The 14,416-nt window shown below is 52.5% G+C and carries 10 protein-coding genes; 5 read left to right on the plus strand and 5 right to left on the minus strand.

The window, feature by feature from the left end; translation table 11 throughout:
* Window positions 1-162: 162 nt before the first annotated feature.
* Window positions 163-2,784, plus strand: coding sequence for a winged helix-turn-helix domain-containing protein (locus BMX45_RS17275; protein WP_090910746.1), 2,622 nt, complete (start codon window positions 163-165; stop codon window positions 2,782-2,784).
* 90 nt (window positions 2,785-2,874) lie between these two features.
* On the opposite strand, the gene BMX45_RS17280 is transcribed toward BMX45_RS17275, so the two are convergent.
* On the minus strand, window positions 2,875-4,227 hold the full coding sequence (locus BMX45_RS17280) for an MATE family efflux transporter (RefSeq protein ID WP_090910747.1): 1,353 nt from the start codon (window positions 4,225-4,227) through the stop codon (window positions 2,875-2,877).
* 396 nt (window positions 4,228-4,623) lie between these two features.
* Between BMX45_RS17280 and BMX45_RS17285 the strand changes: the two genes are divergently transcribed.
* Entirely contained in the window at window positions 4,624-5,898 is a 1,275-nt protein-coding gene (locus BMX45_RS17285) for a chitinase (RefSeq protein WP_090910748.1), read from the plus strand.
* Window positions 5,899-6,019: 121 nt separating this feature from the next.
* Here the strand turns inward: BMX45_RS17285 and BMX45_RS17290 are convergent, their stop codons facing one another.
* Entirely contained in the window at window positions 6,020-6,385 is a 366-nt protein-coding gene (locus tag BMX45_RS17290; RefSeq protein WP_090910749.1) for an MmcQ/YjbR family DNA-binding protein, read from the minus strand.
* 147 nt (window positions 6,386-6,532) lie between these two features.
* Here BMX45_RS17290 and BMX45_RS17295 point away from each other — a divergent pair, with 147 nt between their 5' ends.
* Window positions 6,533-6,925: a hypothetical protein gene (locus BMX45_RS17295; protein ID WP_090910750.1), complete on the plus strand. Its 393-nt coding sequence runs from the start codon at window positions 6,533-6,535 to the stop codon at window positions 6,923-6,925.
* Window positions 6,926-7,005: 80 nt separating this feature from the next.
* Complete coding sequence (locus BMX45_RS17300) at window positions 7,006-7,761, plus strand: YheC/YheD family protein (protein ID WP_090910751.1); 756 nt, start codon at window positions 7,006-7,008, stop codon at window positions 7,759-7,761.
* A 105-nt stretch (window positions 7,762-7,866) separates the two neighbouring features.
* Here BMX45_RS17300 and BMX45_RS17305 read toward each other — a convergent pair whose 3' ends face one another.
* Both BMX45_RS17305 and BMX45_RS17310 read right to left on the minus strand, forming a co-directional pair.
* Window positions 7,867-8,376 (minus strand): CYTH domain-containing protein, encoded by a 510-nt coding sequence (locus BMX45_RS17305; RefSeq protein ID WP_090910752.1) that lies wholly within the window; start codon window positions 8,374-8,376, stop codon window positions 7,867-7,869.
* Between the two features lie 129 nt (window positions 8,377-8,505).
* Window positions 8,506-8,970 carry a DinB family protein gene (locus tag BMX45_RS17310; protein WP_090910753.1) on the minus strand — a complete coding sequence of 155 codons (465 nt, stop codon included), beginning with the start codon at window positions 8,968-8,970 and terminating at the stop codon, window positions 8,506-8,508.
* Between the two features lie 134 nt (window positions 8,971-9,104).
* Here BMX45_RS17310 and BMX45_RS17315 point away from each other — a divergent pair, with 134 nt between their 5' ends.
* Window positions 9,105-10,079, plus strand: a complete 975-nt coding sequence (locus BMX45_RS17315; protein WP_090910754.1) for an aldo/keto reductase — start codon at window positions 9,105-9,107, stop codon at window positions 10,077-10,079.
* A gap of 85 nt (window positions 10,080-10,164) precedes the next feature.
* Here the strand turns inward: BMX45_RS17315 and BMX45_RS17320 are convergent, their stop codons facing one another.
* Window positions 10,165-14,217 carry a tail fiber protein gene (locus BMX45_RS17320; protein WP_090910755.1) on the minus strand — a complete coding sequence of 1,351 codons (4,053 nt, stop codon included), beginning with the start codon at window positions 14,215-14,217 and terminating at the stop codon, window positions 10,165-10,167.
* Window positions 14,218-14,416: the final 199 nt, after the last annotated feature.

Raw genomic sequence — 14,416 nt, forward strand, 5'->3', positions numbered from 1 at the left:
ACAGCTGCGGCCCGGTTAGGACCGCGGCACCAAGGATGCTATCAAATTTATGGGAGGAAAACGATTGACAAACGTTAACTTTTCATCTTTTTTTTCATATAATCTAGTTATCGCGACTCAATTTCCGTAAAAATAACGTTTCGTATATTGCGAGGGTATCCTATGAAACTACTAACAGACTCACCCATTCTGAAAATGAAAATAAGCCTTCCCGGTCTGAAGGAGCATCTGATTCGCCGGGACCGGCTGCTGCAGGATATGGCAGCAGGCCACAAGGGTCAGCTGACAGCCATCATCGCGCCTGCCGGATACGGCAAGTCGACGCTGCTCGCCCAATGGGCTCATGAAGCAGACAAACGATGCGCCTGGGTTTCGCTGGATGAACGGGATAACGATCCCGTCCGCTTTTGGAGATACGTGGCGGCCTCGCTGGCCTCGATTCTTCCCGAGCCGCAAGGAGCTCGTCTCATGCACCATACGCAGCTGCTGCCAAGCGCCTCGATTGAAACCTTTCTGGATACGCTGATCAGTGAATTATACGAGGATTCCGAGCCCCTCAATCTCATTCTTGAAGACCTGCACAGTATTCACTCTTCAACCATCCATGGAGGGATTTCCTACTTGATCGACTACCTCCCCGAACATATTCATCTTCTCATCTCGTCCCGGACCGAGCTTCCATTCCCCACGATCAAGGGCGTGGTAAACCATGAGGTCCATCTTATCGGCATGAAGCAGTTGGAATTTACCTACGAGGAGACGGAGCGTTTGTTCCGCCATGCGTCAAACGGCAGCCATTCCAATCTGACCTCGATGGAGCTCGATACGTTACGGAACCAAACGGAAGGCTGGGTTACCGGGCTCCAGCTTGCCGTGATTACCATGCGAACCGGCAGCGGTCTGGAAGGATTCGTGGATGATATGAAGGGGAATCCGCTTCTCGTATCCAAATATCTGTTTCAGGAAGTCGTAAGCAAGCTGTCACCCGACGTGTTCTCCTTTTTGCTCCAGACCGCCGTCCTTTCAGAGCTGCATCCGCAGGTGTGCGATGCCGTTACGGATCTCAACGACAGCCGTCCGATGCTGGAGGAGTTGCAGAAGCTGAATCTGTTTCTGGTTCCGCTGGACGAACATCAAACCTTCTTTCGTTATCATCATTTATTCTCGCAGTTTCTGCTCGACCTGCTTCAACGCGAGTTTGACGGGGAATATACCAAGCGCCACCGGCTCGCCGGGCAGTATTATGCCTCCGTCGGCTCCATGGATGAAGCGATTGACCATATGTTGGCAGCGCAGGATTTCGGGCATGCCGTGAGCTTGATTGGGCAGCATATGCAATCCGTGCTCGAACTTGGAGAGATTGCCACCTTGCTGAAATGGTTTGACCGCATCTCCTCCAGCTATCCGATGACACCCGAAATGTCGCTGGCGCATGCTTTTGTCTTGGTACTGACAGGAGATCTCGAACGCTCCGAGCGCATGCTGTCCCTTATTGAGGAAGCCTGCGCTGCGCTAGAATCATCGGACCGAAGGGAGCAGCTTATGAGTTCCATCCTGTTCGTGCGGTCCAATCTTGTTTTCCTGAACGGGGACTTCGGCAAATGGTTCGCCTTCAGCGAAGGCATCCTCGACAACCTGATGCCCGACAATCCGATGTACTACCAGTTCGATTACAATCGGCGGGAGCCTTATGTCAGGCGTACCTCGCTCGGCATGAAGGGGGCTCTCTCCGCCGATACGGAAAGAATCGCGCATCTGTTTACCGGTGTGCTGGAATCCCACGGGTGGGAGCATTCGCTCATGAACTTATATGTCAAACAATCCTTATGCGAGGGATATTATGAATGGAACCGGCTGGCGGAATCCCGTCAGCTGCTGGTGCAGATTCGTAATGCGCCGCCCGCCAAAGAAACGATGGGGTTGTTCGTGCCGCTGCATATCACCGAAGCCAGGCTGTTCGCTGCCGAGGGCAAATTCCATCTAGCCCATTATGCTTTGGATGAAGCGTGCTCCGCTGCGCTTTCCAGGAAATCGAGCCTTTGGCTCGCCCCGTTAAAAGCCGTCAGAAGCTTGATCTGTATCCGGGAAGGGCGCATAGCCGAAGCACGGAAGGAAGTGGCCGAGCTCCCCGTTTCCGTCAAGGACAAGCCCGCCTATAGCCGGGAAACCGAATACCTGGCGTTAGTCCGCATGTTAGGCAGACAGCGCAGGGAAATCGAAGCGCTGCGCCTCCTGGAGCTGTTGAAACCTCAGGCCGAGCGCGAACAGCAGCGTTCCAGCATCATTGAAATCACAAGCCTGCAAGCGCTGCTGGAACATCAGCGCGGCCAGCGGCAGCGGTCGCTTCATCTTCTTGGCGAAGCTTTGCGTGTAGGAGCACAGAACGGTTATGTCCGAACCTTCCTCGACGAAGGGGAGGACATGTACCAGCTGCTGCAACTGTATACGAGCCGACTCGGACAGGAAGACGGCGTGAGCCCGGAGGAACTTCGGTCGCTTGAATATGCACGCACGCTCGTGAAGTTGTTCCCGGGTGGTTCCGAAGCGGATATTTCATCGGCCGAGACACCACGGCAAACTCTTCCCGAAACGCTGAATCGGAACGAAATGAATTTGCTGCATCTGATTCGACAGGGTGCCTCGAATAAACAGATGGCCGCATCACTCGGCCTGTCCGAAGGAACGGTCCGGGTGTATTTGTCCAGATTGTACGGCAAGCTCGGCGTGACGACACGCACGCAGGCTCTGGTTAGAGCCCAGTCGCTGAACCTGCTGGAGGATTAATCGGATAACGTACAAAAGAACCCCGGGACACGCGTTCCCGAGGTTCTTTTTGTACGCCATGGATTTACCGTATAATAACCGTTGGCACCATCACGAGCTGAAGGATCGAATCCATTTGAACCGGTTCACCTTCACGATCGCCACAAAACACTTCAGGATTTGATCCGATTTCAGGCAGATGAACACGGCAAGCGGCGATAAATGGAACACAAATGCGCATAAGGCGGATGAGGGCAGCACGATCAGCCACATAAATATCAAATCGTTGTACAGCACAAAGCGGGTGTCTCCGCCGCTCCGCACGATGCCTGTCAAAGCCGGCATCTGGTAGGCCGTTCCGACCACGGTGATCGACAGCACCGTCATGAAATGCAAGGCAAGCGTTTTGGCCTCATCGGATATCGAATAGAAGCCCAGCACGAAATCCTTGATCACAAACAGCACGGCCCCCGTCAATAAACCGAGCAGGATATACAGAATCTGCAGCGTTTTGGCATACGATATGATTTTATCCATCATGCCCTCGCCGATGGTCTTCCCGATCAGCACGGACGTAGCGCTGGCAGAAGCGTACACGATGACCGTCACCATCTGGAAAATCGTTGTAGCAATGCTGTTGGCGGCGATCGCGGATTCCCCCATATGCCCCAGGATGGCGGTTTGTGCCGCCATGGCAAGCCCCCATATCGTATTGGACATCAGAATCGGGGAGCCTATGCGAATGTACTGCTTGAAAAGCTCCATATCGAACTTCAGGAAATCCTGCAACTTTAACAGGATCTTGCGATCGAACCGCTTAACATACACGATGACGATCACGCATTCAATAATCCTCGCCGTCAGGGTAGCGATAGCCGATCCAGCTACGCCCAGCTCCGGAAAGCCCATATACCCGTAGATCAGGATGTAGTTCAAGCAGATGTTGATAACCAAGGTGGACAGCGATACCACAAAGCCGATTTTTACCGTTTCCACGCTTCTTAAGGAAGCCAGCAAGGAGCTGGTGACGGCAAAGAAGATATAAGAGAAGCAGATGATGCGCAAATATTCCACGCCGGCAGCTATGACATTCTCTTCCTTGGTAAACAAGGACAATACCTCGTGCGGGAAAAAGAACACGATGACCCATAACACGATGCTGAGAAGGATGGCCATGCGCATGCCGATGCTTGCCGCTTTTTTGATCAAGCCTAAATCCTTGGCTCCCCAGAATCTGGACGACATGATGACCAAGCCTTCGCATACGCCCAGAACCAGCATGTGCAGCAGGAATTGGATCTGGTTCGCCAGCGCAACGCCCGACAGCGCCGATTCGCTGTATCCTCCCAGCATGACGTTGTCCGACAAATTCACGCCGACCGATATCAGGTTCTGCATCCCGATCACAAGCGTCAGCCAGAAAAAACTTTTGTAGAATCCTTTTTCCCGAACAAATAAACTCATGTCAGCTAACCTTCTTCGACTATAAGATGATAAATCTCTAATATATACGAAATTATGCAAATGAACAGAACCAAATGAAGTGAAACATCCTTCCGCCGTATAGTAGATTCATAGAATCAAAAACATAATAACATTATAATGTTTTTACGGTAATAAACTAGTCGTCTGGTTGCACTACATTACGAAAACCGGTTATTCAACTTCGACGGCATCCTGGAGGATTCCGCAGCAAATCCCCTGTCCCTTGTCTCATCTCTCCCCGCTTGATCAACCTATGCGTCATGTAACAAGAAAAATTCTCGTTATGCCGTGGGATTTCCTGACTATGTACAAAACGACATACCGTATATATGATGGCAATGTAATTCCATCCCAACGATATAGAGGAGAATGTGTATGACCCTGTGGAAATATCCGCTATCCCGCAATATGGTTCAGCGCAGCATGATTGCAGCCCTCAGCGCTGCACTCCTTATGACCCCGCTTCATGCCCTTGCTGCCGATGAAGCGCCCCAAGCCGAGGCATCACCAATGAAAACGCCGTCCGGTACCCCGACCGACATCACGGCTTTCGCACAATTCACGGGGAATCCAACCGATTCCCTGGCGATTGGGGAGCACCGTTTGATCAGCCGCAAGGAGATGGACCGGCACTGGGACGGCCTTGATCCGGATTACACCCCGGAAAAGTCGATCGAAGCGGTTCAAGCGCTGCTGTCGGAGGAAGACTTCGAGGTTTTATTTCCTTACAGGCTAGGTTCGGCCGAATGGTTTAACGTCGCCAAGGGCAAAGAATACTATAAAGCCGATCAGACGGACTATTTCTCTTACGACAACCTGATTCACGCGGTGGCGGAGGTGTCCAATCTGAAGATCAAGATCCGCACGCGGCAAGGAGCTCCTTCCGCCCAAGAGATTTATCGATTGGACAAAGATGCCCGGGTCGAAACACTCGTCGTGCGTTCGGCGGATTTCCATTCGGCCGAGAACCTTAACCAAGCGATTGAAACCGTTATCATTGACGGTGGCACCTTTCTCAAAGAAGGGCTCAAGAAGGACCGCAAGCGCGAACTGGCTGCCTTCCTGGCCAATCTCTCCCACGAAACCGGCGGGGGCTGGGCTGCCGCTCCCGGCGGTCCGCTTCGCTGGGGATTGTTCTGGAATGAAAACATCGCCGGCCGGACAGGGGTCAACATGGATGCCTTCGTTGATCCGGCAAGCGCAGAGCTGTATCCCGGATCGCCGGACAAGCGCTATTATGGGCGGGGACCGATCATGCTCAGCTGGAACTTCAACTACGGACTCTTCAGCTCCATTATCTATGGGGACAAAAGCGTGCTGCTGGACCATCCCGAGATCGTTGCCGCCGACGGCAAGATCGGCTACATGACCGCCATCCTCTTCTGGATGACGCCGCAGGACCCGAAACCTTCCGCCCATGACGTGATGGTTGGCAGATGGAAGCCTTCCCCGCTCGAGAAGTTCAGAGGACTGGGCAGTCCCGGCTTCGGGACAACGGTGATGGTCTTGAACGGCCTGGAAGCGAACCTCGGGGAAACCGAGGGCAGTCCCGTGCAGCGGCGCGCCGGGCATTACCGCGATATCACGGGCCGTATGGGCGTCGATATTACCGGAGAGAAGGTCGATACATTAGGGATGAAACCGTTCTGATACGGAACCCGCCTGAAGCTCGGATCCATCACGTTTGATGGATCATGCAAAATCGCCCTTGGCGGATGAATGGCATGCGGCCACCACGCTGCCATAGGGCGATTATGTTTTGGAGCAGCCTTCATACCAGCCGCTGGGAGATAGCTGCACGCTGCGCTTTCGGCAAACTCTTCAGCACCAAATCGTAGGAATGGTCGATCATATCGCGCAGGTCCGCTTCCGTTAAGGAGCCATCGACGGTCACCGTGTTCCAGTGCTTCTTATTGAGATGGTATCCGGGCTGAACGGCGTCATGCTGCTCGCGCAAATTCTCCGCGATGACCGGATCGCATTTCAGGGAAATATGGCTGACCCTCTCCCCTGCCGTTGTGGTAATCAGGGCAAACATTTTGCCGCCGACCTTCATGACGATCGGAAGCGGTCCGAACGGATAATCCTCGGCTGCGGCTTTCTTCGAAAGACAATAAGCAATGAGTGGGCTTCGCACCTGGACATTCTCTCCTTCAAGATCAGATCTATTTGATTATAGTAGATGATGTTTCCCTGTTCAATTCCGTTTGATATGTTGTTCATGCTCCGTTCATACAACTCTTGTATATTGGGACTGATTCAAGATGCAAGGGGGAATTTATCCATGTTGAAATACAGCAAATGGCTGATGCGGGTCGCAGCCATTTATATGCTCATCGGCGCATTGATCGGAGCGGACATGGCAGGCAGAAGCAGCTACAGCATGGTTGCAGGCCACGCCCATATCCTGGTGGTAGGCTGGCTGACCTTGTTTGCCTATGGCATGTTCTACTACGTCTTTCGGGACAAGCTTAGCATGAAAAGAACCGCCGCGATGCATTTCTGGACGAGTTTGCTCGGGGGCGGGATCATGCCGCTGGGCATGCTGATGTATTACCAAATGCAGAATACGGCAACCCTGCTGGCTTTTATTATTCCAGCGTCGATTTTGCTTGTTGCAGCAGTTTTATTTATCACCTTATTGTTTTTCGATAAAAAATTGTTTTCGAGCACATAGCTTGGCTCAAGGCCATCGTGGAGGCTTGCTCTACTTTATCGGCATATGCTGAACAAAAAAGAGAGGTGAGCCTCTTAGCTATGAGTTATAAAAGCAGTACCATCAAAAGCAAGTGGAAGAAAACGAAATGGTTGAACGAAGATGCTTACTTCAGGCAGTACGTGCCCCACACGCTGCCGTTCAGCAAAAAAAACCTGAATGCTATGCTGGCGGACTACACCACGGTTTTCTTCAAACCTACGGATGGCTCTGGCGGCAGAAATATTATCCGGATTCGCAAAACAGACGGAGGTTACACAAGCCAGCTGAACACGACAAAAACGTCGTACTCAAGCTCATCTCAGCTGTACCGCGACCTGAATCGCTTTGCAGGGAGCAGACCTTATCTGCTGCAAAAAGGAATTCGCTTGGCCAAAAGCAACGGCAAGCCGTTCGATATACGGGTGATGGTCCAGAAAACCCGAGAGGGCGCCTGGGTCGGCACCGCCCTATTCACGAAGGTCGGCAAACCGAACAAAGTTGCCACCAATTATAATCAAGGCGGCTCCATCGGCACGTTCAAGAATACGATGAGCGGCGCCAATTTCCACTCGGCCTTCATCCAGCAGCTCGAGTCTGAACTCAAGGGACTCGGCGTTGCCGTAGGCAAAAACTTTGACCGCCATTATAAAGGATTCAAGGAACTTGGCCTGGACGTGGCTGTCGATTCCAAAGGCAGACCGTGGATTCTCGAGGTCAACACCAGACCGCAAATTTATCCGCTCAAAAATCTAAAGGACCGCAGTCTCTATCATAAAGTGCTGTCTTACGGGAAGCATTATGGGCGTACGAAATAAATGAGGATACTTCAGTCGCTCCAACCAAACGGCCGGGCATTATGCCCGGCCGTTTGGCTGTAATCTCATTTTAAAAACTAATTATCAGGATACCTTGAAGAGCGCTCAGGCTTCCTTGCCTGCTTGAAGCTGCAGATCCCGCCATACCTTCTTGTTGCTGTATTGTTTGTCCGTGCTGATATCTTGTCCGAACCATGCCGGCGGCACAAAGCCGTCAGCGGCTTCCAGGGAAGGAAATTCGACTTCCAGCACAAGCAAGCTTATCTGCGCATAATCGTCAATTTCGATGATCGTGCTGCCCCAACGGGCGGTTACCCGTCTCTTGGTCAACGGAATCGCTCCATGCGCCTTGACTACCTGATCGTAAAGACCTTCGGAAATCGCATATTCAACTTCTTCCCGGGCAATTCCCCAACCTTTTTTGAACGTATGGGTGAATTCGAGCTGACCCGATGTCAGATCTGTTATTTTCCGGACCCGCAGCTCCTGGTCCCCATCCAATGCCAAATACGTCTGCTCGATAAATTGCTCCTTCTCGACCACGATGCTTCCTTCCTGAATCAACGCATCGGGGTAAGCCTCCAGAAGGTATTTGCGTTCGATTTCAATCGCCATGAGTGTGATGTCCTCCATTCGTCATTCCCATTCTGCTGATTCCATTATAAGGACCCGCAGCCCGAGCGACAAATCAAAAGCGATAGAAGGTATACGCCGGGCATACTTCTATCGCTTCGTGTTCATGTTTTACTTTATCAATTTTTTATAAGCCTTGATCGTCTGCGTGTGCATGCCTTCGTGGTACAAGCTGAACGTAAGAAACTCGCCGACGGTTTGGAACGTCACGGGACCGATCGTCAGCGGGTGGGCCGAGGCCTGGTCCAGGCGATTCGAGAAGGTTTCGCGGATCCGGGCGGTTTGCTCCTGCAAAAGCTCTGCCAGCTCGGACAGCGCAGGCGGCTTCGACGTCCAATCGGCCGGCTTGGTTCCGGTTGCAAACCATGCCTCGAAACCTTCCGGAAGACGCGGCTGCTCGCCCGCGGTCGCAAAAGCGAACTGCTCGGTTACGGTGTAGATATGCCCGAGATTCCAGCGAATGCTATTCGCGAATCCTTCCGGGATAATATCCGCTTCCTGTTCCGTTACATGTTCCACTGATTTCAAGGCTGCTCCTCTGCCAAAATCCAATTGGTTGAAAATCGCTTCATTCATATCATAATCCCCCTTCCGATTCGTACGTAACGATCCTATCGTACTATTCAGTCTATCGCAACTTTCCATTTGAAGCGCCTCTTGGATCATGTTTATACTATAAGAAATCTATACATAAAGGAGTGGGATCAAGTATGAATTACCGCCGTCTTGGCAGCAGCGGCCTGAAGGTTTCGGAGCTGGGGCTCGGCACGAACGCTTTTGGCAAAAGAGCCGATCAAGAAACATCCACCCGGATCCTGGATCACGCGCTGGACCGTGGCATCAATTTCATCGATACCGCCAATATTTACGCCGGGTCGGAATCCGAGCGCATCATCGGAGAGGCACTGGCCGGCAAACGCCATAACGTCGTATTAGCCACGAAAGCCGGACTCGTGAACGGCCAAGGACCGAACGAACGGGGCTCCTCCCGCTATCATCTGCAGCAAGAGCTGGAGAACAGCTTGAAGCGGCTGAAAACCGACTACGTGGACCTGTATCAGATCCATACGTTTGATCCGGACACTCCCCTTGAGGAGACCCTGCGCACGCTGGACGACATGGTAACATCGGGTAAAGTCAGATATATCGGCGCCTCCAACTATGCCGCCTGGGAAATCATGAAGGCGCTCGGAATCAGCGAATTGCGCGGATATGCCCGTTATGTATCGACCCAAACGAGTTATTCCCTGGCAGATCGTACGCCGGAGCTGGAGCTTGTCCCCCTCTGTCTCGATCAAGGTGTTGGCATCATTCCGTATTTCCCGCTGGCCGGCGGCATTCTCACCGGCAAATACGGTCAGGGCGCAAGCAAGCCTGCCGGCTCCCGCGCGGAAACGGACCCGAACTTCAATCGCTTCCTCGAAGAGCGCAATCTGAAGCTCGGTCAACAAGTCAGCCAGCTCGCAGCAGAGCACGGCCATTCTCCCAGCGCACTGTCCATTGCCTGGCTGATGGACCGCGCTGCCGTCTCGACCGTCATCGTCGGGGCTACGAAGACCGAACAGCTGGACGATAATCTGAAAAGCCTCGAGATTAAGCTGGACGAGTCCCTGCGTTCGAGCCTGGATGAAATCAGCAACGGCTTTGTTCATGCCAAGCCGTTTGCGACGTATCGGCTCGGGTAAGCTGCGATGTTCCGCTAATACAAAGAGCTGCTCCGGGACCAACGGCCCTTCGGTGCAGCTCTTTTTCTTCTATACTCGAAAACCACTATTTAGACGGCATGTCTCCGATCATCCCCGACGCTGATAGCATCCGTAGAAGAATCGTTGCCGTTTCCGCCCTGGTCATATCACTCCGTGGTCTCAGCCTGGCATCGTAACCGCTCATGAGTCCGCTGTGAACCACTTCGGCTGCGGCCCCCTTCGCCCAGCTTGCCAATTCAGCACGGTCTTGGAAAGCATCCAGCACAGCCTCCGAATCCATGGCCTCACCTATTGGGGAACCCTCAGCGAACTTTAACGCTCTTGCGAAAATAACCATCGCCTCCTGTCTGGAGATCAAGCCATTCGGCAAAAAGGTCCCGTCGGCATAACCGTGAATGAGTCCGCTCCCGCTTGCCGCCGATACGGCCCCCACATACCAGTCCCGGGAGGTTACATCTTGGAACGAGCTTGTATTGCCTTGCTCCGTTAAACCGAGCGAGCGTACCATCATGGTGACGAATTCCGCACGGGTTACCGGTTCATTCGGATGGAATCCGGCGACGCTTCTGCCGCTAACGACAAGGCGTGACGCCATCTCGTTCACCGCCGCCTCGGCCCAATGGCCTTTCATATCCGATAATTCTTCGTCGTGGCTGATTAAAGCATACGTCCCGTTGTACAAACCTTTTATTATGGCGTAAGTACGGCCTTCCCGCGTCACCAGCCGGGTTGGTGCGTGATGGACCTTCCCTTGATCATCCAGCAGGACGGCCGTTTTCACGATGGCAGCTGACCCCTCTTCCACGGGAACTTCCAGCTCCACATAAGAGGAATACGTATTTCCGCTCAGCCGTTTTCCTTGAACATAGGCTGCGACGCTAACGTCTATGGAGCCGTAATGTTCACCAAAATACTTCCCGTTCCCGACCTGCTTCAGCTTAGCTCTGATCGCGGCGCTGCCATCGGCTAGCCCAAGTCGAATCGTGCCTTCCTTCGTTCCGGCAAGACTGCCGATCTGTTCGGAAATGGCTTGAACCGGAATACGGACGCTGCCTGCCAAGGTCTCGAATGCAATCATTGCGCCGCTTGCTTCAAGCGCTTTGGCTGACCTGCCCTCCAGAACCACCACGGCTTGATCGAGCTCCTCCGTGGCGCGCAGCCGGACGATCGGTCGGCTGTTCTTCTCCTGGGTCAGCAGCGATTGGAGCCTGTCTCCGTTCATCTTGACGGTCAGCACGGTCTGTCCATTCTCTTTCGTTATCTCCGATGATATCAAGCCGGTCTGTAATACATCGTTAATATACGACTTGACGTGGCTGCTGCTTGACGGGCTCTGCCCTGAGCCTGCTCCTTGACCTGCTTGAGAACTCCCGTCTACGCCAGGTCCTTGACCTTCCGAAGATCCTGATCCGCCCCCCGGCGTACCCGGATTGGAAGGATTTCCGGGTTCCGGTTCAGGTGAAGCGGCCGCCTCTCTGGTCACATCCACCGCATAAGTCTTCGTAGTTCCATTCTGAGCCGTAACCACGAGATGAATACTGTTGCTTCCTACTGCTAGGCTGATCGGGTCTGACGCCTGTCCGCCGGACTCAGCCTTACCGTTTATCGTGACTGTTGCCTGAGGATCGGAGACGCTCGGCGTTATGCGGATCTCCGTTATACGGTTTCCAACATGACTAATATAGCTGGTGACAGCAGGGTTGAATGCCGGAGCAAGCGTTCCATGCGACAATGCTAATCCGCTTAAATCCGCATCGCCCGGAACGGAGATCTCGGCACCGGCCGGTCTTGCGCTCACCTCTTCCGAAAATGCGCTGGAGCCTCCGTCATTTCCGGCTTTCACCGCAAAATAATATGTCGTTCCGTTCAGTAAATTTCCTGCCGAATACGTCGAACCCGTTACCGTTGCAATCGGTGAGCTCCCATACACGCCGGACTTCGTCCCGGAATAAATATCGTAATAAGTCGCATCCGTTACGGTGGACCACTGTAAGGTCACCTCACCATCTCCTGCTGTAGCCGTCAAATTTGCAGGCGCTAACGGTGCTGCGACAGGCCCAGCCTCCGTTGTAAAGCTCCAATCCCCGGGGCCCTTCATGCCTGCATAAAGGTTGCCTGCTGCATCCTGAAATGCGCCCTCCTCTATTTCAACGTAATAACGCGTAAGATACGACAGCTGTCGCGTCAGACTTACCGCAACCTTCTCGTCGATCACGCTGACGCGGGAGCTATCGGTTACGTCGATCGACTCGATCTTTTGATGGTCCGCAGCCCTCATAATCGATATGTATTTGCCGCTGCCTGCGATTACGGGTTCATCGAACGTGAATTCAAGTTTCGTTTCGATCGGCACGTCATCCGCCAGATGCAGAGGAGCCCGATCCACCACGACAGGCGCATCCGAATCAATCCATTTGGCATACAGCGTCAGGTTATCCAGAATGAGTGTCTTAAAATCAAATGGAAGCTGAAAGAATCGATCCATATACCACCCTCCGAATACATAACCGGGTTTTACTGGATCAACGGGTTGGGTTACAACCGTAGCATAAGGGACGACGGCATCCACCACGGGAGAACCCCCGTTGCTGTCGAACGTCACGGTTTTGGGGAAATAGATTGAGAAATGAACCTGGGTCTGATTCCCTGCGCGGTCGGTTACGACGAGATCGAATACCCCTTCCGTATTTACCCTCTCCCCGCTCTGGAATGCTTGCTGATTGAGCGTTGCGCTCCCTTCATTGAAGAAGATTTGCAGCTCCCGATCATACTGGCCTCCATCTGCCACTCCGGTAACCAGAGGTGCGGTTCGGTCAATCTCAAAATCGGCCTTGACCGTTTTGCCGCGAGGCGACTCGACAACCAGCTTATACTGGCCATCCTTGCGGATGGTCGTACCGCTGGCAAAAGGCTGCCCGTTCAGCATCCCCGTGCCATGGGTATAAACAGGCGTCACTTCGTGATTATAAAGTCCTCCATCGGTTACTCCGCTTATCTTCGGCTCAGACTCCGTAACGTTGATGCTAACGATGGCTGGGGCACTGCTCTTATTATGATTGCTCGCTATATATGTAAAAGAATCTGTGCCAACAAAATCGACATCCGGTGTATAAGTAAAAGAGCCATCCTTATGAAAGGTTATCTTTCCATGAGCAGGCAGATTCAATATTTTGGCTGTAAGAACATGGGAATCATTACTCATCACCCCAGGGGACGATACCGTTAATGGTGTGGAGACAGCTGTTGTATATTGGTCGGAAACACTTACAGGCTGAACCTGCTGCAGGGTTGGAACGTATCCGTAATGGGATACGTAATACTGCGTCAATGGATTGCCCCTAAGATCAGGAACACCGAATGTTTGGTTCGGAGTTCCCCCAAACTTGTTGCCGATCAACTCATAAAGTGCTCTATTCGCTGCAACATTCAGAAGCTTGCCGTCTGCCATATAGGATGCTAGCCCCGGGATTTCCAAAGGAAACATGCGTGTCTCGCCGACATACACCTCACCAGCTCTGCCTGGATGGATCCCGGCCTTGGCGGCGAAATACCGGATGTTGGACTGCACAGAGTCAATCTGCGGCAATTTAAAGCTGCCCTGCCTGTCTTGGCCGAATGTAGTACCGTACACACTGTATAGAGGTTCAGAATCGTTTAAAGCACGGCCATCCGTCGTCACCCAGTTATCATTCATCTCCATATAGTAGGGAAAGAGCCGAAGCTCCCCCAGCATCGTATTGGAGGTCAGTCCACTGTCTCTCGGATATAATCCCTCAGCAGCGATATAATATCCCATGCCCGGCACCGGTTCTTCCCCCCGTAAATCAGGCAGTGCAAACGTCTTGGTGCCATCCCCTCCAAAGTTGTTGCCCAGTAGAGTATACAAAGCGGAGTTTTCCAGACTTATCGTTAACACTTGCCCTGCACAGTATATCCACCCTTCGGGACCATCCCGGTAAGGAAATAGACGGATCTCCCCCAGATATTGAGCGTCTGGAAGATTAGCCTTAACCGTCTTCGGAGATGCGAACACACCCAGTACAACCTCTAAACCTATTAGCATGGACAACATCACCTTCAACCATTTCGTGGATGCCATCGGCCTTCGTTTTTGCATATTGCAACTTCTCCCCCTAATGCATTTGTCCTATTTCAGTAATATAATACTAGAAAATAGTATAACATTACTAGGGAGTATTATAAATGATGGAAGGTTTAATTCAACCAGAAAATGTCTTCTAATAGAGTGGGGCCTCATTAGCTAAAGAGACGCAAAAAAAGATGGCCCCTGAACCTAGTCAGAAGCCATCTTATAT

Source organism: Paenibacillus sp. cl141a (assembly GCF_900109305.1).
Classification (GTDB): Bacteria; Bacillota; Bacilli; order Paenibacillales; family Paenibacillaceae; genus Paenibacillus_AQ; species Paenibacillus_AQ lautus_A.